The organism is Floricoccus penangensis (genome assembly GCF_001832885.1).
GTDB classification, from domain to species: Bacteria; Bacillota; Bacilli; order Lactobacillales; family Streptococcaceae; genus Floricoccus; species Floricoccus penangensis.
In genome coordinates this window covers 1-20,991 of record NZ_MKIQ01000003.1, presented here as the reverse complement: position 1 = coordinate 20,991, position 20,991 = coordinate 1, and the positions used below count along the sequence as shown (strand labels likewise).

Here is a 20,991-nt window from a genome sequence, read left to right as displayed (position 1 = left end):
ACGTGGCAAATGAATATGCAAAAGCTGGTGTTGACGTTGAAGCTGGCTATGAGGTAGTTGAAAGAATTAAAAAACACGCTAAGAGAACAGAACGTAAGGGTGTTATGGGAGCACTTGGTGGATTTGGTGGCTGCTTTGATATTAGTCAATTTGACCTTAAAGAACCAGTTTTAGTGTCAGGAACTGATGGAGTCGGCACAAAATTGATGCTTGCCATTCAAGAAGACAAACATGATACTATCGGTATTGACTGTGTGGCAATGTGTGTTAATGATATCGTAGCTCAGGGTGCTGAACCTATTTATTTCCTTGATTACATTGCGACTGGGAAAAATGTCCCAGCACGTCTTGAACAGGTAGTAGCTGGAGTTGCTGAGGGATGTGTTCAAGCGGGAGCAGCTCTTATCGGTGGTGAAACTGCTGAGATGCCTGGTATGTATGATCAAGAAGATTATGATTTGGCAGGTTTTGCTGTCGGCGTTGCCGAAAAATCTCAGTTGATCACAGGAGAAAAGATTAAAGAAGGAGATATCCTTATTGGGCTCCCGTCTACCGGAGTTCATTCAAATGGATATTCACTCGTTAGAAAAGTTTTCTTCCAAACCAATGATTTCAAGGGCTCTGATAGACCAGAAGAACTCAAAGGATTGAGTGTAGCTGAAGAACTACTCAAACCAACAAAAATTTATGTCAATTACCTACTTCCTCTAGTTAAAGAAGAGTTAGTAAATGGAATCTCACATATCACAGGCGGTGGTTTTGTAGAAAATATTCCTCGCATGCTTCCTGAAGATTTAGCAGCTGAAATTAAACTTGGTTCATGGCCAGTTCTACCAGTTTTCAAAGCCTTAGAGAAATTTGGTCAAATTCCAAGTATGGAAATGTACGAAATCTTCAACATGGGAATCGGTATGGTTCTATCAATTGACGAATCTAAAATTGAAGAAGTAGAAGCAAAATTAAATGCTATAAACTCCGATTTCTATGAAATTGGTAATGTTGTGAAAAAAGAAGATGATAAACAGGTAATTTTTCATGGGGAATAGTTTAAAAAGAGTTGCTGTTTTAGCATCAGGAAATGGTAGCAATTTTGAGGCAATTATCCAAGCGGTTGAAGAAGGAAGAATTAACTGCAGTGTAGAATTAGTATTTTCTGACAAACCAGATGCTTATGTTCTTGAAAGAGCAAAAAATCATAAAATACCTTTTACTTCATTTATGATTAAGGATTTTTCTTCAAAGCTAGAATATGAGCAAGAACTACTAAGAATTTTAAAGGAAAATCAGATTGATATTTTGATACTTGCTGGCTATATGCGCCTGATAGGTAATGAACTATTAGCTGCATTTCCACAAAGAATTATTAATATACATCCTTCGCTTCTACCATCATTTCCTGGACTTCATGGTATTGAGGACGCCTTTAATTATGGGGTTAAATACACAGGTGTGACAGTCCATTATGTAGATTCAGGAATTGATACCGGTAAAATCATTAATCAAGCAGTAGTCGATATTGCACCTGATGATGATTTAGAAAGTTTAGAAGCAAAGATTCATCAGACTGAACATATTATATATCCAGACACTTTAGCGAAATTAATTAATAAGGGAGAATAAAATTGTCTAAAAGAGCACTAATTAGCGTATCAGATAAAGCAGGAATCGTAGAATTTGCTGAAGAATTAGCAAATTTAGGTTTTGAAATTATTTCAACTGGGGGAACAAAAAAAGCACTAGATGATGCAGGTCTTGCAACGATTGCAATTGATAGTGTAACGGAATTTCCAGAAATGATGGATGGTCGTGTTAAAACTTTACATCCCAAAATTCACGGTGGACTTCTTGCGAAAAGAGATAATGAAGATCATGTTAAGGCAATGGAAGACCATGATATCAAACCGATTGATTTAGTAGTCGTTAACCTTTATCCATTTAAAGAAACAATTCAAAAAGATGGAGTTACAGAGGCAGAAGCAATTGAAAATATTGATATTGGTGGACCGAGTATGATTCGCTCTGCTGCTAAAAATAGTGATGCTGTGACAGTTCTAGTTGACCCAGTTGATTATGAACAAGTGCTTAAAGAACTTAAGGAAGAGGGGGTTACTACCCTTAAAACAAGGAAAAAATTAGCTGCAAAATCATTTAGACATACTGCAGCTTATGATGCTTTGATTTCTGAATATTTAACAGACTTGGTTGGTCTTGAAACTCCTGAAAAATTAACACGTTCATATGACTTAAAACAAAATTTACGCTATGGTGAGAATTCACATCAAAAAGCAGCTTTTTATAAGAATCAACTCCCAACACCTTATTCAATCGCTCAAGCTGAGCAGTTACATGGTAAGGAATTATCTTACAATAATATTAAGGATGCTGATGCAGCTCTACGTATTGCGCGTGAATACAGTAAACCAACTGTAGTTGCTCTTAAACATATGAACCCATGTGGTATCGGAACTGCTTCTGATATTGATCAAGCATTCGATTTTGCCTTTGATGCAGACCCAATTTCAATTTTTGGAGGGATTATTGTTCTAAATCGTCCAGTTAATGTAGAAACTGCAAAAAAAATGAGTAAAATTTTCTTAGAAATTATTATTGCTCCAGAATTTACTGATGCAGCTTTGGAAGTTCTTACTAAAAAGAAAAATGTTAGACTTTTGACTCTTGATTTCACAAACACTGTAACTAGAGAAAAAGAGTATGTTTCTGTCTTGGGTGGTCTATTGGTTCAAGAACAGGACCTTCCTCATGCTGATAAAATTCAAGATTGGCACGTTGTGACTGACCGTCAACCAACAAACGAAGAGTTGGAAGCTTTAGAATTTGCATGGAATGCAGTTAAGCATGTTAAATCAAATGCTATTTTGCTTGCAAATAAAGAACAAACAGTCGGTATCGGTGCTGGACAAATGAATCGTGTTGGTTCAGTTAAAATTGCCATTAATCAAGCACAGGAAGCTGGTAAACTTGAAGGAGCAGTACTTGCTAGTGATGCCTTTTTCCCAATGAATGACAGTGTAGAGTTTGCAGGAGAACATGGAATTAAAGCAATTATCCAACCAGGTGGTTCAATCAAAGATCAAGATTCAATCGATATGGCAAACAAATATGGAATCGCAATGATCTTTACCGATGTAAGACACTTCAGACATTAAGAAGAAGTGTGCAGTCGAACGTTAAGAATCAATTAATAGGTGAGCACACGGTTCATTAACTATTAACGAAGTTCATAGCCGTTTGCGAGGCAATTAAATAGATTCTGTAAGACGAAACACGACAAAGAGGAAGTGCTATTCCGACTGTTAAGCATTTGAAAGTAAGAGATCATGCAGTATATTTACTCCAAACTCTTTTGTTTGGAGCTGGATGATCTCTTACGAGAAGAATGCTAGGAGGAAATAGCATGACAAAAAAGAAGTGCTGAAATGACTGGTCAGAATTTGAGCATAAGGTAGATTTACAGTTTATTGACTTTGAACGCTGTTCAAAGCTGTAAACATACTTATGTTGAAAATTCTAGGAGTTGAAGCATGACAACAAAAGAAGCGTTAAAATGACTGTTTTTATTAATATTAAATAGAATGGAGAATGAGTGAAATTACTTGTTATTGGTAGTGGTGGTCGAGAACATGCTATAGCAAAAAAACTTCTTGAAGATGATAAAGTTCAAGAAGTATACTGTGCTAAGGGTAATCCGGGTATGGTTGAAGATGGAATTAAGATTCTAGATATTGCTGAAGATGACCATTCCTCATTAATTGAATTTGTCCAAAGAAACGAAATTGATTGGACATTTGTTGGTCCTGAAATTCCACTTGCGAATGGTATTGTAGATGATTTTGAAAAAGAAGGATTGAAAATTTTTGGTCCTAGAAAAGCAGCAGCTCAAATTGAAGGTTCAAAGGATTTTGCCAAACAATTAATGGATAAATACGATATACCTACTGGTTCATATAAAACCTTTACCGACCTTAATGAAGCCAAAGATTATATCAAATCTCAAGGCGCTCCTATAGTTATTAAGGCAGATGGGTTGGCTGCTGGTAAAGGTGTAGTAGTAGCTGAAACAGAAGACCAAGCTATTGAAGCAGTCGAAGATATGCTTGAAAGTAACAAATTTGGACAGTCTGGTGCTAAAGTTGTTATCGAAGAATTTCTGGCTGGTGAAGAGTTTTCACTTCTTGCCTTTGTTAAAGGTGCAGATGTGTATCCAATGGTAATTTCACAAGACCACAAACGAGCATTTGATGGTGATAAGGGACCGAATACTGGTGGTATGGGAGCATATTCTCCAGTACCTCAAATTCCTCAATCAATGGTTGATACCGCAGTTGAAACGGTATTAAAACCTGCAGCAAATGGAATGCTACTAGATGGTAAAGAATTTACAGGAATTTTGTATGCTGGCTTGATTGCAACTACTGATGGACCAAAAGTTATTGAATTCAATGCTCGATTTGGAGATCCTGAAACACAAGTTGTTTTACCAAGACTTGATTCATCACTTGCTCAAATTATTGATGACCTATTAAATGATAGGGTTCCCCAAATAGAATGGAATGATGACATAACACTTGGTGTCGTCGTGGCAGCAGATGGCTACCCAAATGATTATAAAAAAAGGATGGAAATTCCAAAATTTGATAATCCAGATATCCAAGTATATTATGCAGGGGTCGCAAGAGAAGATGATAAATTAGTATCAAGTGGTGGAAGAATATTCCTTGTAGAAGCTTCAGGAAATTCACTTGAAGATGCACAAAATAAAATTTATTCTGCCCTAAAAGAAGTTTCATTACCAGATATGTTTTATCGAAATGATATTGGAGATAAAGCAAAATAAAAAAGTTCCCTGAAATCAAGAGATTTTAGGGAACTTTTTTGGAACAATATATTATTCAGCTATATCAATGATACGATCTACAAAATCTTCGTAGAAATCTTGCTCATGGGAAACGATAATTACGGTTCCTGGAAATTTTTCGATTGCTTCTTTTAAACTTTCTTTAGTTTCATGGTCAATGTGATTGGTTGGTTCATCTAACATTAAAAAGTTAGATTCATCCATTGTCATTTGGGCAAGTTTTACCTTAGTTTGTTCGCCACCACTAAGTCGTTTAAGTGGTTCCTGGGCTAATTCATTGACAAGACCTGCACGTGATAATTCCCCTCTTAAATCCTTGATAGTAGCTTTTGGATATAAATTACTTAAATATTGTAGAGGACTTTGCATTGGAGAGTCCCAATCTAAATCCTGAGAAAAGTAGCTAATTGAAGTTTTTGCTGGAAAGGCAAATTCACCAGAAAGACTAGGTATAACACCTAAAAGTGTCTTTAAAAGTGTAGATTTACCAATACCATTGAATCCCTTAATAGCAACTTTTTCACCGTAACGAATCGTTAAATTGATTGGATCAAGAAGAGGTTTTTCATACCCTATTGATAGCTCATCGGTGGTGAGTGCAAGAGTAGTTACAATCTCTCTATATGGGAAGTTAAAGTTTGCTTTTGCAGTATGGTCTGGAGGAGTGAGACGTTCAATTTTATCAAGCTGCTTTTCACGACTTTTGGCCATTGTAGAACGAGATCCTGCCTTATATTTTCTAATATAGGCCTCGGTTTTTTCGATATGTTTCTTTTGTGATTCGTAATTTCTAATATATGATTCACGGTTTACTTCTTTTTGTTTAAGTGATTTATCAAGATTACCAGTATATTTAGTCAGTTTGCCAAACTCAATATCTGCAATGTGAGTGGTTATTTCATTTAGGAAATTTCTATCATGTGAAATTACGAGGAAAGTACCATCGAAATTTTTAAGAAATTCAGTTAACCATTCAACATGAGTATCGTCGAGGTGGTTAGTTGGTTCGTCAAGTATAAGAGTATCTGGCTTTTCAAGCAAAAGTTTTGCTAGAATAACCTTTGATCTTTGACCACCACTTAGATTTTTGAGACTTGTATCAAGTCCTAAAACATCAATTCCAAGACCAGTTGCCATTTCGTGAATCAACGTATCCATTTGATAAAAATCGCCTTGGTCTAATTGATTTTGAAGTTCTCCAGCCTTATTTAAAAGTTTGTCATCCATATTTTCAGCATAATCAATATATAGTTGATTAATTTGTTTTTCTTTATCTAAGTCTTTTTGAAAAGCTGTTTGTAAAAACTCCATGATTGTCAAGTTTTCATCAACTTCTACATACTGGTCTAAGTAGCCCAGTTGCATGCTTGGTGGAAAATATACATTTCCATCATCTGGAAGTACTTCACCGGTAATGATCTTTATTAAGGTAGATTTTCCGGCACCATTTTGTCCAATAAGACCTACATGTTCCCCTTTGTTTACTTGTAAATTTAAATCTTGATATAATATTTTATCACCAAATTGTTGGCTTATGTTGGTTAATTTTAACATTTTATTTTCCTTTCTTTAATGCATATAAAAAGCTACGAATTCATTGTCTTCGTAGCTTCATGTTTCATCAAAAATTGGGTACAAGAAAAAACACCAATTTCTGATGAAGCTTTTATATAAGGCTCTTAACAATGCTTCACCATTATCTTATGTCAAGAGCTGCTTTTCTAATAAATTTTAAATATGTTTTCATTCTCATAAGTCGTATACCTCAATTATACAGAATAACATAAAAATATCTCGATGTCTAATACTGTATTATTTTTAGAAATGTGTTATATTATTTTTTGAGGAATAAGAGGAATAATATGAAAAAAATTGATAAAAAAAATAGTTTAAGTATCATCATCATAGTACTAATAGTTGGAGTTTTAGTTTACGGTATAAAAATGTCATCAAAATCATCTCTCAAAAAAGAAATTCCAACTATTTATGTCCCTGGAACTTCTGGTACAGTGGGTAGTCTTGACGGTTATTTTGAAATTGCAAAAATAAAACAAGAAGATATACTCAAAATTAATATTGATGAAAAAAATAATGTTACTGAGTTACAAAAAGTTAAATTAAAACCATCTGATATAAAAAATATTGTAATTGCCTTTTCGGATGCTGGTGAGGATATTGATTCTATGGTTCGACAATCAAGCTATTTACAATCAGCTTTTGAATATCTGGAAAATAAATATAATATTTCTAATGTGAATTTTATTGGACATAGTAATGGAACTGTTGCACTGACAAGTTATTTCACTCAAGTTAAGCCAGTTAAATACTTCAATATTAATAAGATTGTTGCTATTGCTGCACCTTATAATAATGTCTCATATGCTAATGCAGATGATACAAAAGAAAGTGACTATCTTAAAGCCTGGAAAAAAAATACCAATGGAATACCTAGAAACGTCCAGCTGTATAATATTTATGGAAATGTAAACGGCGAAAATAATGATACAATCGTAACTCTAGCAACTATAAAGGAGTCGGAGCAGTTATATCCAAGAAACAATATCCATTATAAAGAATTTAAAGGTAATAAAAGTGAAGCGGGACATGTTGAGCTTTTATTTAACAAAAAAGTTGTTAAATATGCTGAATCTTTAGTTAGAGAATAATCAAATTTATAATAAAAAAGGTAATTTATCCATTTATGGATGAATTACCTTTTTTATTATGGTTATGAATAGGACATTTTAGATTATCGCATGAAATTTTTACATTGTTTTTTTCAATATTATTTTTTATGTAAGAATTTTCATTTCTTACAAAAGTATTCAAGGCAGCACTATGTGCATTTTGTATATGTTTACTTACAACTTTGTTTAAAACACTAATATCTTTAGCTTCAATAGCTCTGATAATCATTGCATGTTCTTTAGTTGCCAAATTTCGTCTTTCTTTTGAGGCAAAAGAAAAGTTACGAAAGTTTTTAAAATAAGTATTTAACTCATCTAAAAGTATGTTTAAAGTACTCATTTTAGCAATTTCAGAAATCTTATCATTAAATTCATTCAAGACTTCTCCAAGATGAATTAGGTCATCTTTTTCTTCATACTTAACCATGTCTTTAGAGTAGCTTTTCAATTGTTCCAATTCAATTTCATTTATATTTTTTAAGACCTCTTGGTGCAGTATCAACTCTAAAGCTAATCTGATCTTATAAATTTCGTCAATCTTATCTGTTGATACGTATTTGATTACAGTACCATATTGTGGAATTGATTCTGTCAAACCTTCTTCGGTTAATTTTTTTACAGCTTTTCTAATTGGGGTTCTTGAAATTGAAAGGAGCTCTGCTAAATAGTTTTCGTTAATTCTCTCTCCTAAGGGGATTGTTCCATCTAAAATCGCACCCTTAAGAGCATCATAAACGATATCAGATAATGGCTTATGCTGTTTGAAATTTATCTTATTTACTAATTCATTTTTGTAATTAAAATCACTCAATTTAATTTCCCCCTTTTTAAAATTAAACATTTGAGCCATAGAAGCTATTACTATTTTATCACAATTAAAAAACGCATTCATCTTGTTTATAAAAAAACAACAGAAAAACAAGGAGTACAACTCAAAAACAAAAAAAGAAGCGCTTTCAATTGGTATATGTGCTATATTTAACATAAAAGAAGGAGGATTTATTTATGGTAACATTTATGGCTTATGCCCTTATCGTTGTGTTCATGATTCTGATCATGACTAAAAAGTTAAGTCCATTTGTTGCACTTGCATCCGTACCATTATTATTTGGTATAGTAGGTCAATTAATGGGATTATGGAACATTGACTTAGGTAAGGCAGCGTTTGAAGGACTAAAGAAAACAGGTCCTACAGCAATCATGCTTTTATTCGCGGTATTATTCTTTACACTAATGATTGATGCAGGCTTGTTTGATCCATTGTCTAACGCAATGATTAAATACGCTAAAGGTGATCCATTAAAAGTAATGCTTGCGACAGTATTCTTATCAGCAGGTGTATCTCTTAATGGAGATGGAACAACAACAATGATCATCGTATGTTCAGCCTTCGTTCCAATCTATAAGAAACTTCATATGAAAATGCTAGATTTAGCAGTTCTTACAATTCTTTCTCACTCAGTCTTAAATCTATTACCATGGGGAGGACCAACAGCTCGTGTAATTACTGTATTGAATCTAAATGAATCAGAAGTCCTTCGTGGCTTAGTTCCAATTATTATCTTTGGTACAATCTACATGATTGGTGTAGCTTACATTATGGGTCGTAGTGAACGCAAACGTTTAGGAGTAACTCATTTCACGGACGAACAAATCCAAGAAATGACAACAATCTCAGATCCAGAGTTATTAGCAATCCGCCAACCTAAGAAACTATTTATTAATTTTGTCTTAACAGCGGCAGTAATCGTATTATTAATCTGGGGAATTGTTCCATCAGCAATTATCTTTATCGTAGCAACAGCACTTGGATTAATGATTAACTATCCAAAACTATCAGATCAACGTGCTCGGATTGAAGCTAACTTACCAGATGGCGGACAAGTAGCTATGGTAGTAATAGCAGCAGGAATCTTCATGGGAATCCTTGCTGGAACAGGAATGGACAAAGCGATTGCGACAAGTCTATCATCAGTAATTCCAGCATCATGGGGCTCATATTGGGGCTTGGTTGTTGCTTTCCTATCAGCACCAGGAACATTCTTCCTATCAAACGATGCCTTCTACTATGGAGTACTACCAGTACTAGCAGAAGCGGGAGTAAACTATGGATTCACACCATTACAATTAGGATTTGCTTCATTAATTGGTCAAGCCTTCCACTTATTGAGTCCATTAGTACCATTTATCTATGTATTACTTCGCTTAACAGATGTAGACATGGGACAATGGCAAAAGAAGAGTGCATTATGGGCAATCGGATTATTCATCGTTTATTTGGTAGTAGCAATCTTATTTGGTTTAATGCCATTTAAAGTTTAATTATTAGTTAGTTAATAGTACAGAAGAGAAGAAGCTAGGAGGCTTACCATCTTGAAAAAAGAAAATTTTATATCAACATTAAAAAATGAAGGTAAATTCTACAATTTAAAAGAATTTGCTCAATCTTATGGGAAAGATTTATCGACTTTACCATATAGTATTAGAATCTTACTTGAAAATATTCTTCGTAAAGCTTCATCAGATGAAGAGCTTGAGAAAAATGCAAATAAGATTTTTAACTGGAAAGATAATGCTGGAGACGATATTGCATTTTATCCTGCAAGAATCTTATTACAGGACTATACGGGAGTACCTTGTGTTGTAGATATCGCTTCAATGCGTGATGCAGCCAAGGAATTGGGTTTAAACCCTGAAGACATTAACCCAGAAATTCCTGTTGATTTAGTAATTGACCATTCAGTTCAAGTGGACCAAGCCGGAAATCCAGCTGCAATGGCTTATAATATTAAAAAAGAATTTGAAAGAAATTCTGAAAGATATGAGCTTCTAAAATGGGCTCAAAAATCATTTACTAATTTTAGAGCAATTCCACCAGATACAGGTATTATTCACCAAATTAATATTGAATATTTGTCACCGGTTGTTCAATACAATGAGAAAGAGAATACTTATTTTCCAGATAGTGTTTTTGGAACAGATTCTCATACAACCATGATTAACGGTCTAGGAGTTCTTGGTTGGGGAGTTGGGGGTATTGAAGCAGAAGCTTGTATGTTGGGCGAACCTTCAGTATTTTCAATCCCACAAGTTATTGGAGTGCGTTTTATAAATCAACTTCCATCAGGAATTGTTGCTACGGATTTGGCGCTAAAAGTAACTCAAGTATTGCGTGAAAGAAATGTTGTAGGAAAATTCATCGAGTATTTTGGTCCAGGTTATGAAACTTTACCTCTTCCTGATAGAGCAACTATTTCAAATATGGCTCCTGAATACGGTTCAACATGTGGCTTCTTCCCAGTAGATGCTGAGACAATTAATTATCTTCATTTAACTGGTCGAAAAGAAGATGACATCGCTAACATTGAAGACTACATGCATGAAAATCATCTATTCTATAATGCTGATGAAGAAAGCAATATCGAATATACTGAAGTAATTGAGATAGATCTAGCGAAAATCACTACCAACCTTGCTGGTCCCAAGCGTCCACAAGATATGGTAGAGTTATCTCATCTATCGTCAGAATTTAAAAAAACAATTACAGCTCCTCTAGGTAATCATGGTTTTGGGTTAACGGAAACTGAATTTGACAAAGTGATTCCAATTGAACTTGACGGACAAAAAGATGAGCTAAAGACAGGGGATGTTTTAATTGCAGCAATAACAAGCTGTACAAATACTTCAAACCCATCAGTATTGATTGGCGCAGGTCTTCTAGCTAAAAAAGCGGTAGAACTCGGTCTAACAATAGATCCAAAAGTTAAGACATCGTTTGCGCCAGGTTCTCAGGCAGTAACAAGATATCTTGAAGAAGCTGGACTTTCACCTTATCTTGATAAACTTGGCTTTAACATAATTGCTTACGGATGTACAACATGTATCGGAAATTCTGGTCCACTTGATGCTACAATAGAACAAGCTATCATTGATAACGATTTGGTATCTGGGGCAGTCTTGAGTGGAAATAGAAACTTTGAAAGTCGTGTCCATCCTTTGATTAAAGCAAATTATCTTGCCTCTCCAATTTTAGTAATTGCTTATGCACTTGCTGGTAATTTGAGAATGAATCTTCAAACGGACGTCATCGGTAAATCTAGTGATGGAAAAGATATCTACCTAAAAGATATTTGGCCAACAAGTGATGAAATCAATGATTATGTAAGTAAATTTGTCACATCTGAAAATTACCGTAAATCATATGAGAATATTTTCTCAGGAACAGAAGAATGGAATAATCTAGAAGTTGTTGATTCACCAACATTTCCTTGGAATCCAGAGTCAACTTATATAGCTAATCCACCATATTTTGATGATCAAGTAAAAGGAATTGTTGAATTACCAAAACTTGAAAGTCTACTAGCTTTAGCTAAACTAGGGGATTCTGTCACAACTGACCATATTTCACCAGCAGGATCTATTGCCATTAAATCAGCAGCGGGTGAATACTTGAAGGAACATGGAGTTGCTCCTAAAGATTTCAACTCTTATGGTTCACGTCGTGGAAATCATCATGTAATGACAAGAGGAACACTAGCAAATACAAGACTTCATAACGATTTAGCTGATGGCAAGGAAGGAAGTTGGACGGATTATTTTCCAACAGAAGAAATAATTCCAATCTTTAATGCCAGTGAAAAGTATTTGGCTGATAAGCAAGAACTTGTAATTTTAGCAGGCAAAGACTACGGTATGGGATCATCGCGTGACTGGGCGGCCAAAGGTGTTAAACTTCTTGGAGTTAAGGCAGTAATTGTTGAATCTTATGAAAGAATTCATCGTTCAAACCTTGTTATGATGGGAGTTGTACCACTTGAATATATTAATGGTCAAACTGCTGATAGCCTTGGTTTAACTGGAAAAGAAAATTTCGAAATTCTTCTTGGTGATAATCCAACACCGAAGCAAATTGTTAAAGTTATTGCTAGAAGAGAAGATGGAACAACAATCGAATTTGATACTCTATCAAGATTTGATTCTGAAACAGAGATTAAATTCTATCACGATGGTGGAATCTTAAATACTGTACTAGATGAAAAAGTACGTCAACACAAGTAACATATAGGGCGTGGAAGTCGACATACTTCCATGTCTTTTTGTATAAATATGTTTTTTTGTGTTCTTTTGCAAAAATTGGTATTGTTAAACAAATCACGATAAAATCCTTTTGTAATATAGGTTTTATGTATTTTATTTTTAATAATAAAAAAATTGTCTAAATATTTGAAAAAATATTTATATTTTTATACAATTTTCTATGTTATATTATGTGACATAGAAGGAGGATTTATTTATGGTAACATTTATGGCTTATGCTCTTATCGTTGTGTTCATGATTCTGATCATGACTAAAAAGTTAAGTCCATTTGTTGCACTTGCATCCGTACCATTATTATTTGGTATAGTAGGTCAATTAATGGGATTATGGAACATTGACTTAGGTAAGGCAGCATTTGAAGGACTAAAGAAAACAGGTCCTACAGCAATCATGCTTTTATTCGCGGTATTATTCTTTACACTAATGATTGATGCAGGCTTGTTTGATCCATTGTCTAACGCAATGATTAAATACGCTAAGGGTGATCCATTAAAAGTAATGCTTGCGACAGTTTTCTTATCAGCAGGTGTATCTCTTAATGGTGATGGAACAACTACAATGATTATCGTGTGTTCAGCATTCGTTCCAATTTATAAGAAGCTTCATATGAAAATGCTAGATTTAGCAGTTCTTACAATTCTTTCTCACTCAGTCCTAAACCTATTACCATGGGGAGGACCAACAGCCCGTGTAATTACTGTATTGAATCTAAACGAATCAGAAGTTCTTCGTGGCTTAGTTCCAATTATTATCTTTGGTACAATCTACATGATTGGTGTAGCTTACATTATGGGTCGTAGTGAACGGAAACGTTTAGGAGTAACTCATTTCACGGACGAACAAATCCAAGAAATGACAACAATCTCAGATCCAGAGTTATTAGCAATCCGCCAACCTAAGAAACTATTTATTAATTTTGTCTTAACAACGGCAGTAATCGTATTATTAATCTGGGGAATTGTTCCATCAGCAATCATCTTTATCGTAGCAACAGCACTTGGATTAATGATTAACTATCCAAAACTATCAGATCAACGTGCTCGTATTGAAGCTAACTTACCAGATGGTGGACAAGTAGCCATGGTAGTAATCGCAGCAGGAATCTTCATGGGTATCCTTGCTGGAACAGGAATGGACAAAGCAATTGCGACAAGTTTATCATCAGTAATTCCAGCATCATGGGGATCATATTGGGGCTTGGTTGTTGCCTTTCTATCAGCACCAGGAACATTCTTCCTATCAAACGATGCCTTCTACTATGGAGTACTACCAGTACTAGCAGAAGCGGGAGTAAACTATGGATTCACACCATTACAATTAGGATTTGCTTCATTAATTGGTCAAGCCTTCCACTTATTGAGTCCATTAGTACCATTCATTTATGTATTACTTCGCTTAACAGATGTAGACATGGGACAATGGCAAAAGAAGAGTGCATTATGGGCAATCGGATTATTCATCGTTTATTTAGTAGTAGCAGTGCTATTTGGTTTAATGCCATTTAAAATCTAGTGATAACAATTAATGTTTTATCAATAACTACAAGCACGGATAATTCCGTGTTTTTTGATTCTTGTAATAATGGATTAATTGAATTAAAATAAACAGTAAACACGTATGTTAGGCAGAGGTTTACAAATGAACGAATATGATTTTACCATTATTGGCGCAGGAGTTAGTGGACTTTTTACAGCCATTGAAATTATAAAAGAAAAGCCTGGAGTAAAAATTTTAATCATTGAAAAAGGTCCATCATTTGATAATAGGACTGAAAGTGATGTATATAATGGATTTGGAGGTCTTGGAATCTCAGAAGGAAAATATAATTTTTCGGTAGATTTCGGAGGTGATTTAGTTGATAAAATCGGTCTTCAAAATACTACTTATTGTTTATCAAAGGTTGAAGAATATCTAAATGAATTTAACGGGAAAGATAGCTTGAATTATCAGAGCCATTATTTTCAAGCACCAGATGAAAGTGAAATACGTTTTATTGATAACAAGGTAAAACATCTTGGTAGGAAGTTATCAAAAGAAGTTATAAAAAATATATTTAATTATTTGGTGGAAAATAATACTCAAGTGATAAATTCAGTAAATATTTTAGGAATTGAAAAAAAGAATTCAAAATTTCTAATAAAAATTGAAGGAGTTGAAAATTCAATAATATCAAGAAATTTAATTATTGCTACAGGTATAAACAGTGACTTTGTAACAAATTTATCAGATAAATTTCAACTTACTAAGGAAAAATCTCGTGTAGATTTTGGACTAAGGATGGAGATGCCTTCAAATCAACTTAATCAAATCTTAGGAGATGATTTAGAGGTCAAAATGCTCTACAAGGATCTTTACACTTATTGTATGAATAAAAATGGGAATATCATACCAAAGAAAATGTTGGGTTTTTCTCTAGCTGATGGGCAGAACTACCGTGAAGGAGAGCTAAGTGATAACTTGAATTTTTGTTTATTTAAACCATATTATTTTGAGGGTGAGCCGCATCTATTGAATTACTTAAACAATATGATGGAAAAAATTAATAAAGCTAGTGATGAACTTATAGGTCAAAAACTTTCAGATTTTGATCCATATTTTAAGGAAAAAAATACAATAAGTAAAAGTATGAATTATCGGGAGTCAGATTTATATAATTATTTACCCGAAGATTTATTAAATGATACAAAAGGGTTTCTGCATGAGTTAGATGAATTACTTGACGAGGATATTGAAGGAAATTCAATTTTATATGGGATTGACATCAAATTTCATTCCCCGAAAATTAAAACAGACCCTGTCTTTCAATCTAGCGTAGAAGGACTATATTTTGTTGGGGATTGTTCGGGAGTAACCTATTCTTTGAGTCATGCTGCAGCAAGTGGAATCTACTTAGGAAGACAAATGGTGTATGATATATAGTAAAGGAAATATATTCTTCTTTACAATTTTGCATTTTTATTCCATAATAAAAACTTAGAAAAGAGGATTTCATGGTTCAAACAGTTATATCATTTTTAGAAAATCATTTAAGCCCAGAAGTTATTGTATTTATAATTTCAGTATTACCAGTATTGGAGTTACGTGGTGGATTAGTAGCAGCAAGCCTAATGCATGTTCCTTGGTATACTGCTACACCAATTGCTATTCTAGGGACGATGCTTCCTGTACCTTTCATTATCTTTTTCATTGAGAAAATTTTAGACTTTTTAAGTCTTCATGGGCCTATTAAAAAATTATCACAAAAAATAGTAGAAAAAGGACGTTCTGGTGGTGAAAAACTTAAGAAAAACCATCCCAATAGTCTTAATCTAGGTCTGTTGATTTTTGTAGCCATTCCTTTACCAGGATTTGGCGCATGGACTGGTGCTCTTATAGCAGCGCTTTTAGGTCTTAATCCAAAAAAATCACTTCCTGTAATTTTTCTAGGAGTAGTACTATCAGCAATTATTATGTTAGTTCTTGCATATTTACTACCGGATTTAGTACACCATGTATAAGATGAAGACATCATTTGATTGATGTTTTTATTTTTCATATTTAGCATATTGTACTGATAAAGGGGAAAGTTAAAAAACTTGAACTTAATTCTAAAAAATAATTCTTGATAGTAATAAAAAAATGCAGTAATTTTTTGTTTTAAAAAAACAAATAGACTATAATAAATCTTGTAACAACAATTGCAGAAGTATTTCACTTTTATTTTTAGAAAGAAGGAGACTAAAATGGCTACTTATGATGAAAAACAAGAAAAAGTATTAGATAAAATTGCAGCTACAATTAAAGATTTAGACTCAACTGTCGCAGACTATACTAAACTTTCAGTTGATGGTAAATCTCACTCTTTTAGAGAATGGATTGATGAAAAAAAAGCAATTCATGAAATCAAAAAAGCACTTAGAGAAGTTGGTAAGTATGATGATAATGCTGAAGGACAATTTGATAAAGAGCTTTCTGATATATCAGATTATGTGAAATCAGTACAGTCAAAATTACAAAATGATTTAGAATCTAACAATAGCTCTAAATCTTCTAACTCATCAAATAAATAGTACTAAAAGGTGCATAGGTAAACCCTATGTACTTTTTTAAATTTTCGCAGTAAATATTTTACTATTACTGATTATGCTATTATAATTAGCTTGTGAAGTTTAATAAATGTCAGAAATTTCTGAGCATATTGTTTGACCAAATTTGACCAAAGCGTTATAATTGTATTTGTAAGGTTGAGATAAGACCTTAATCCTAGTAAAAGGAGATAATTTAAATATGAATATTGAAAAAATGACAACAACTATGCAAAATGCACTTGGGGAAGCTCAAGGTATTGCTGTAACTAGGCAAAATCAAAATATTGAGATAGCTCATTTATGGAAAATTTTCTTACAGCCTAATCATTTTGCAAGAAACTTTTATACTGATAACGGAATAGATGTTAAAGATTTTGAAAAAGTAGTAGACAAAATGCTTGATTCTATACCAACTGTATCTGGAACGAATGTTCAATATGGTCAAAGTATCAGTCAAGATTTATTTAATCTGTTTAATGAAGCAGATAAGATAAGAGAAGAATTTGGGGATGATTTTTTAGCTACAGAAGTAGTAGTCCTCGCATTGATGAAACTTAAAAATAACGAATTGACTAAATATTTACTTAGTCAAGGGTTAAACGAAAAAGAAATTAAAACTTCAATAGAAAAATTAAGAGGAGGTGAGCGTGTGACTTCACAAAACCAAGAAGAACAATATGAAGCATTGGAAAAATATGCAACTGATTTAAACGAACAAGTAAAAAATGGGAAGATGGATCCAGTTATTGGACGTGACGAAGAAATTCGTGATGTAATCCGTATTTTATCTCGTAAAACAAAGAACAATCCAGTATTAATTGGGGAACCTGGTGTTGGTAAAACAGCCATTGTAGAAGGTTTAGCTCAACGTATTGTTCGTCGTGATGTGCCAGAAAACTTGAAAGATAAAAAAATCTTTTCACTTGATATGGGAGCATTGATTGCCGGAGCTAAGTTCCGTGGAGAATTTGAAGAACGTCTTAAAGCAGTGCTTAAAGAAGTTACAAAATCAGATGGTCAAATCATTCTCTTTATTGATGAAATCCATAATATTGTAGGAGCTGGTAAAACAGAAGGAAGCATGGATGCAGGAAATCTCTTGAAACCAATGCTTGCTCGTGGAGAGCTCAACACAATTGGTGCAACAACTCTTGATGAGTATCGTCAATACATGGAAAAAGACAAAGCGCTTGAACGTCGTTTCCAAAAAGTATTGGTAAAAGAACCGTCTGTTGAAGATACAGTATCAATTCTACGTGGATTAAAAGAGCGTTTTGAAATTCATCACGGTGTTAATATTCATGATAATGCTTTAGTTGCAGCAGCAACTTTATCAGATCGTTATATTACTGATCGATTTTTACCAGATAAAGCAATCGATTTAGTCGATGAAGCTTGTGCTAATATTAAAGTTGAAATGAATTCAATGCCGACAGAACTTGACCAAGTTACTCGTCGCCTTCTTCAACTAGAAATTGAAGAATCAGCACTTAAAAAAGAAACTGATGATGCATCTAAAAAACGTCTTGCTAATTTAAAAGAAGAACTTTCAGAACTTCGTGAAGAAGCAAATAACATGAAGATGCAATGGGAAACTGAAAAAGAAGCAGTTAATGCAGTTTCTAATAAACGTGCAGAACTAGATAAAGCTAAGCATGAATTAGAAGATGCACAATCTTCTTATGATTTGGAACGTGCAGCAATTTTACAACATGGTGAAATTCCAAAAATTGAAAAAGAATTAAAAGAACTTGAATCAAAAGAATCATCAAGCAACTCAATGGTACAAGAATCAGTTACTGAAGATCAAATTGCCGATGTAGTTGGTCGTTTAACTGGTATTCCAGTTTCTAAACTTGTTGAAGGTGATCGAGAAAAACTTATGAAGTTAAACGAAACACTCCATAAACGTGTAATTGGTCAAGATGAGGCTGTTGATGCTGTAAGTGATTCAATTATCCGTTCACGTGCAGGTCTTCAAGATCCAAACCGTCCTCTAGGCTCATTCCTATTCTTAGGTCCAACTGGGGTTGGTAAAACAGAACTTGCGAAAGCACTTGCTGAAGATTTATTTGATTCTGAAGACCATATGGTTCGTATTGATATGAGTGAATATATGGAAAAACATTCAGTGTCTCGTTTAGTCGGAGCGCCTCCAGGATATGTTGGGTTTGAAGAAGGTGGTCAATTAACTGAAGCAGTTCGACGTAGTCCTTATACTGTTATCTTACTTGATGAAATTGAAAAAGCTCATCCAGATGTTTTCAACATTTTATTACAAGTACTTGATGATGGACGTCTCACTGACTCAAGAGGCCAAGTAGTTGATTTTAAAAACACTATTCTTATCATGACAAGTAACATTGGTTCTCAGTATCTTCTTGATGGAGTGACTCCTGATGGTCAAATTCCTGATGATGTTAAGAGTGAAGTACTTGAACAATTACGAGTTCACTTCAAACCAGAATTCTTAAACCGTATTGATGATACAATTCTGTTCACACCACTTAGTCTTGATGATGTTAAAGGAATTGTTAATAAGATTGTTAAACAACTTTCTAACAGACTTGAAGATCAAGAAATTCAACTTGAGATTACAGATGATGCAAGAACATGGATTGCCGAAAATTCATATGAACCTGCGTATGGTGCTCGACCACTCCGTCGTTTCATAACAAAAGAAGTTGAAACACCACTTGCAAAAGAAATTGTTTCTGGTAAAATTCAACCAAAAACAAAAGTTACAATTTCATTAGGTGATAATGAACTTTCATTCTCAAATGAACCATCATCTGAATTTGAATAAATAACAAAAAACAAAATATCATTTGATATTTTGTTTTTTTGTTGAAAATTTCATAGTGATTTCACAATAAATTTTGGAATTATATACTTAATTTAATTTTTGATTTTTTAATTTATTTATAACATTCATATATATTAAGTTTATTCTTGATTTATTAACTATATATGATAATATATAGTTATAAAAATGGAGGGACACTATAGTATGAAACAAATTGAAGAAAAGAAACGTTACAAACAATTTAAAAAAGGTAAGTTCTGGGTTACAGCACCAGTTACGTTTTTAGTTATTGGAGGAACACTTGCACCAAGTATTGGTGGTATTGCTCAGACTTTAGAGAGTGTAGCAAATACAAAACCAAATGTTGCTGTTTCAACATCGAGTACATCCAGCTCTGCTAAAGTGCAAGCTGCTTCGTCGGTGGTTCCCACTGCGGTTCAAGCAACTTCCGAGGTTAAAGTAGAAACTAAAGTTCAAGAGCCAAGTCTTACACCTACTTCTGAAAAGGCAGTTTCAACAGTGGAAGAAAGCAAATTAGCTGAATCAACTTCTGAAGTTTCTACAACAGAAGTGCCAAAGTCTGAAACACCTATTGAGCAAGTATCAACTACCGAAGCAAAGACAAGTGAAACTACAAAAGAAGTATCAACTTCAGAAACACCGAAATCTGAAGTGAAAAAAGAAACAAAAGAAGTAAAATCACCTTCAACGACAACTCAAGATAAAAAAGAAGTTGCAAAAGAAGAAGTAGAAACTGCTAGGTTGATTTCAGAAAAAGTTAATTTACAAGAATTGAAAGGATTGTATCCTAAAGATATCTTTGTTGATAACGATTCTGTCAAAATTTTTGGTTATGAAGCAAGAGTATTTAAAGATGATTTAGTTTCTATTAATATTTCTCCTGCAAAAGAAGATGAAAATAAAATGGGTTATATTAATTATTTGGATGGAGATCGTCAATATAAAGCTGGAGATATGATCACTTTTGAACAAAAAAATTCTAATGGTACGTGGGAATATAAAGAAATACAGACTGAAGGAAATAATAACGCAAAAATTTTCTACACTCCAGATTCTAAAGATCCAAAGTTTATGAAGTATAAAGAACTTGTTCCTGGTGTAGAATATAGAACTTCTTACACAAACATAAAATCAAATTCGGAACCTTCTGAAAATACATATCATATTATATTTAAAGGTGAAAATCTTGTATCTGGAAATAATTATGATATTCAAGCATCATTAAGTGTTTTACCTGGTAGGAAAGTTCTATTCCACTATAAAGATGCTTCTGGAAATGTACAGTCTGCCTATATAATCGTTGGTGAAGAACCCAAAGTTGATCCTGTTCCCGAACCAAGTACAAGTGCACCAACAGCACCAACGAGTTCAAGTACAAGTGAGCCAACAGTACCAACGAGTTCAAGTACAAGTGAGCCAACAGTACCAACAAGTTC

Annotated in this window: 15 protein-coding genes; 13 read left to right on the top strand and 2 right to left on the bottom strand. The window is 33.7% G+C overall.

Going from position 1 to position 20,991, the window contains the following annotated elements; genetic code table 11:
- Window positions 1–2 precede the first annotated feature (2 nt).
- From purM to purD, 4 genes are all read left to right on the top strand, one after another.
- Window positions 3–1,046 carry a phosphoribosylformylglycinamidine cyclo-ligase gene (gene purM / locus BG262_RS01145; RefSeq protein WP_070787060.1) on the top strand — a complete coding sequence of 348 codons (1,044 nt, stop codon included), beginning with the start codon at window positions 3–5 and terminating at the stop codon, window positions 1,044–1,046.
- Window positions 1,036–1,620 carry a phosphoribosylglycinamide formyltransferase gene (gene purN / locus BG262_RS01140; RefSeq protein WP_070787059.1) on the top strand — a complete coding sequence of 195 codons (585 nt, stop codon included), beginning with the start codon at window positions 1,036–1,038 and terminating at the stop codon, window positions 1,618–1,620. The genes purM and purN overlap by 11 nt, the downstream gene beginning before the upstream one ends.
- A 2-nt stretch (window positions 1,621–1,622) precedes the next feature.
- Window positions 1,623–3,167 carry a bifunctional phosphoribosylaminoimidazolecarboxamide formyltransferase/IMP cyclohydrolase gene (gene purH / locus BG262_RS01135; protein WP_070787058.1) on the top strand — a complete coding sequence of 515 codons (1,545 nt, stop codon included), beginning with the start codon at window positions 1,623–1,625 and terminating at the stop codon, window positions 3,165–3,167.
- Between the two features lie 437 nt (window positions 3,168–3,604).
- Window positions 3,605–4,855, top strand: a complete 1,251-nt coding sequence (gene purD, locus BG262_RS01130; protein ID WP_070787057.1) for a phosphoribosylamine--glycine ligase — start codon at window positions 3,605–3,607, stop codon at window positions 4,853–4,855.
- 51 nt (window positions 4,856–4,906) lie between these two features.
- Here purD and BG262_RS01125 read toward each other — a convergent pair whose 3' ends face one another.
- Complete coding sequence (locus BG262_RS01125; RefSeq protein WP_070787056.1) at window positions 4,907–6,430, bottom strand: ABC-F family ATP-binding cassette domain-containing protein; 1,524 nt, start codon at window positions 6,428–6,430, stop codon at window positions 4,907–4,909.
- Between the two features lie 308 nt (window positions 6,431–6,738).
- Here BG262_RS01125 and BG262_RS01120 point away from each other — a divergent pair, with 308 nt between their 5' ends.
- Complete coding sequence (locus BG262_RS01120; RefSeq protein ID WP_070787055.1) at window positions 6,739–7,542, top strand: alpha/beta hydrolase; 804 nt, start codon at window positions 6,739–6,741, stop codon at window positions 7,540–7,542.
- 25 nt (window positions 7,543–7,567) lie between these two features.
- On the opposite strand, the gene BG262_RS01115 is transcribed toward BG262_RS01120, so the two are convergent.
- Window positions 7,568–8,374, bottom strand: coding sequence for a GntR family transcriptional regulator (locus BG262_RS01115; RefSeq protein WP_070787054.1), 807 nt, complete (start codon window positions 8,372–8,374; stop codon window positions 7,568–7,570).
- A 194-nt stretch (window positions 8,375–8,568) separates the two neighbouring features.
- On the opposite strand from BG262_RS01115, the gene BG262_RS01110 reads away from it, so the two are divergent.
- The 8 genes from BG262_RS01110 to BG262_RS01075 all read left to right on the top strand — a co-directional run.
- A complete protein-coding gene (locus BG262_RS01110; protein ID WP_070787053.1) occupies window positions 8,569–9,885 on the top strand; it encodes a CitMHS family transporter in 1,317 nt (438 codons plus the stop codon).
- 51 nt (window positions 9,886–9,936) lie between these two features.
- Window positions 9,937–12,621: an aconitate hydratase AcnA gene (gene acnA / locus BG262_RS01105; RefSeq protein ID WP_070787052.1), complete on the top strand. Its 2,685-nt coding sequence runs from the start codon at window positions 9,937–9,939 to the stop codon at window positions 12,619–12,621.
- A 235-nt stretch (window positions 12,622–12,856) separates the two neighbouring features.
- A complete protein-coding gene (locus BG262_RS01100; protein WP_070787051.1) occupies window positions 12,857–14,173 on the top strand; it encodes a CitMHS family transporter in 1,317 nt (438 codons plus the stop codon).
- Between the two features lie 126 nt (window positions 14,174–14,299).
- Window positions 14,300–15,580, top strand: a complete 1,281-nt coding sequence (locus tag BG262_RS01095; protein ID WP_070787050.1) for a hypothetical protein — start codon at window positions 14,300–14,302, stop codon at window positions 15,578–15,580.
- Window positions 15,581–15,651: 71 nt separating this feature from the next.
- Complete coding sequence (locus tag BG262_RS01090) at window positions 15,652–16,158, top strand: COG2426 family protein (protein WP_070787049.1); 507 nt, start codon at window positions 15,652–15,654, stop codon at window positions 16,156–16,158.
- 225 nt (window positions 16,159–16,383) lie between these two features.
- Complete coding sequence (locus BG262_RS10855) at window positions 16,384–16,710, top strand: hypothetical protein (RefSeq protein WP_070787048.1); 327 nt, start codon at window positions 16,384–16,386, stop codon at window positions 16,708–16,710.
- 217 nt (window positions 16,711–16,927) lie between these two features.
- Window positions 16,928–19,534 (top strand): ATP-dependent chaperone ClpB, encoded by a 2,607-nt coding sequence (gene clpB / locus BG262_RS01080; protein WP_070787047.1) that lies wholly within the window; start codon window positions 16,928–16,930, stop codon window positions 19,532–19,534.
- A 204-nt stretch (window positions 19,535–19,738) separates the two neighbouring features.
- The coding region (locus BG262_RS01075) for a KxYKxGKxW signal peptide domain-containing protein (protein WP_173861955.1) at window positions 19,739–20,991 on the top strand (1,253 nt) is incomplete at its 3' end.

Excerpts from the sequence above, each read along its gene's own strand:
- purN (WP_070787059.1), top strand. The coding sequence starts at position 1,036 with ATGGGGAATAGTTTAAAAAGAGTTGCTGTTTTAGCATCAGGAAATGGT.
- clpB (WP_070787047.1), top strand. The coding sequence starts at position 16,928 with ATGAATATTGAAAAAATGACAACAACTATGCAAAATGCACTTGGGGAA.
- BG262_RS01100 (WP_070787051.1), top strand. The coding sequence starts at position 12,857 with ATGGTAACATTTATGGCTTATGCTCTTATCGTTGTGTTCATGATTCTG.
- BG262_RS01125 (WP_070787056.1), bottom strand. The coding sequence starts at position 6,430 with ATGTTAAAATTAACCAACATAAGCCAACAATTTGGTGATAAAATATTA.
- BG262_RS01120 (WP_070787055.1), top strand. The coding sequence starts at position 6,739 with ATGAAAAAAATTGATAAAAAAAATAGTTTAAGTATCATCATCATAGTA.
- BG262_RS01090 (WP_070787049.1), top strand. The coding sequence starts at position 15,652 with ATGGTTCAAACAGTTATATCATTTTTAGAAAATCATTTAAGCCCAGAA.
- BG262_RS01095 (WP_070787050.1), top strand. The coding sequence starts at position 14,300 with ATGAACGAATATGATTTTACCATTATTGGCGCAGGAGTTAGTGGACTT.
- BG262_RS10855 (WP_070787048.1), top strand. The coding sequence starts at position 16,384 with ATGGCTACTTATGATGAAAAACAAGAAAAAGTATTAGATAAAATTGCA.
- BG262_RS01110 (WP_070787053.1), top strand. The coding sequence starts at position 8,569 with ATGGTAACATTTATGGCTTATGCCCTTATCGTTGTGTTCATGATTCTG.